Source organism: Bradyrhizobium altum, from assembly GCF_020889705.1.
GTDB lineage: Bacteria > Pseudomonadota > Alphaproteobacteria > Rhizobiales > Xanthobacteraceae > Bradyrhizobium > Bradyrhizobium altum.
Window position 1 is genome coordinate 1 of the sequence record NZ_JACMYP010000529.1, and the last position, 1582, is coordinate 1582.

At 59.4% G+C, this 1582-nt stretch carries 1 protein-coding gene; it reads left to right on the forward strand.

Going from position 1 to position 1582, the window contains the following annotated elements; translation table 11 throughout:
* Positions 1-166: 166 nt before the first annotated feature.
* A complete protein-coding gene (locus H8B02_RS47120; protein WP_229172493.1) occupies positions 167-1309 on the forward strand; it encodes an MBL fold metallo-hydrolase in 1143 nt (380 codons plus the stop codon).
* Positions 1310-1582 lie beyond the last annotated feature (273 nt).

A 1582-nucleotide genomic window follows, 5' to 3' on the forward strand; every position in this document is an offset into this window, starting at 1 on the left:
CCAATGTGATTCGCCACGCTATCCCGCGCGGGATAGGGTGCGTCTAATCCTCGGTGTGCGGGCTGCCAGACGCTGGCGTGTTCGGTACCCCAACGCCTCCGCCCTAGAGTGTGTTTCCACGTGATGCCTTGCGGCAGCAAAGGCCACGTAAAGGGAGGATTTGATCATGTTAATTTGCCGATGCAACGCAATTCATCGACGCGACGTGGTATGCGGCGGCGGTGCTGCCTTGTTCAGCGCCGTCGTGGCGACGCTGATCGGCAGCGGGAAGCCGGTACGCGCAGAAGCGGTCGCCGGTAAGGTTCCGGAGATCGATCGTGTGGCAGTGCGCGTGGTCGTCGACAGCTACCAATTCGCTGTCGCGCCGAGCCGGAAGGTCTCCGATGTTGAGATTGAACACTTCGGCTGGGGCATCGGCGGTGGCAAGCCGCCGGGTAAAACGTTGATCAGTGAGTTCGGACTGTCGATGCACGTCGAGTCGCGGCGCGGCGCCGAAGCACGACATGTCCTGGTCGATTTCGGCTTCACACCGGACGCGCTGGTCAACAACGCCAATCTCGTAGGCATCGATCCGGCCGCGCTTGATGCCCTTGTCTTGAGCCACGGTCACTACGATCATTTTGGCGGTCTCGCCGGCTTCCTAAAACAAAACAATGGCAAGCTCAAAGCCAAGCTACCGATTTACATCGGCGGCGAGGATGCATTCTGCTCCCGCGAATGGACGGCTCCACCGGTGCGCGGCGACTTTGGAGCCTTGGATCGCAATGCACTGGAGGGCGCCAATGTTGCGGTGACCTATGCAGAAGGGCCGGCACTGGTCGCCGATCACGGCTTCACCACGGGGCACATTGGCCAAACGAGCTTTGAGAAGCTTCTGTCGCCCAGCGCCATGAAGATCGGCGTGGACCACGGCATTGGATGCTATGCCGACAAGCTTCCGGAGGATGAACGGACGAAGGCTGTCGTCCCGGACCAGTTTCGGCACGAGATCGCCACCGCATACAATCTAAAAGGCCGCGGGTTGGTCGTGTTGACGTCTTGCAGCCATCGCGGGGTAATCAACGCAATCAAACAAGCCCAAGCGACTTCGGGTATCAGCAAGGTTCATGCGGTGATCGGCGGGTTTCACCTCGCGCCCTATAAGGAGGACTATGTGCGCGACACGATCACAGCGCTGAAGGGTATCGACATCGACTACGTCATTCCACTGCACTGTACGGGTGAGTCGTTCTACGAAATGGCAAAGGCCGAGATGCCGAACAAGCTCCTGCGATCCTACACGGGCACACGCTTCATCTTCGCTGCCTGAGCAGGAAAAGACACACGCAATCCTAGCGCTCACGGCCGCGAACGGGGTGAATTGCTGGCCGTAGCGGATTGGAGGGCCTAAATGGCATCACCATGCCGAACTAGTGGTGCGATGCCGATGACGCTAGGGGGCGCGCTAATAATGTCCGGATTTGGCCCATTTGAGACGTGCCGAATGGTCATGAGAAAGTCCGCTCAGCGCAGAAGACCGGAAGTGAGCGGCGCGTCGTCAGAGTGAAGCGATTGACCCGAAGCCGAAGTCGGCAAACTAAGG

Excerpts from the sequence above, each read along its gene's own strand:
- H8B02_RS47120 (WP_229172493.1), top strand. The coding sequence starts at position 167 with ATGTTAATTTGCCGATGCAACGCAATTCATCGACGCGACGTGGTATGC.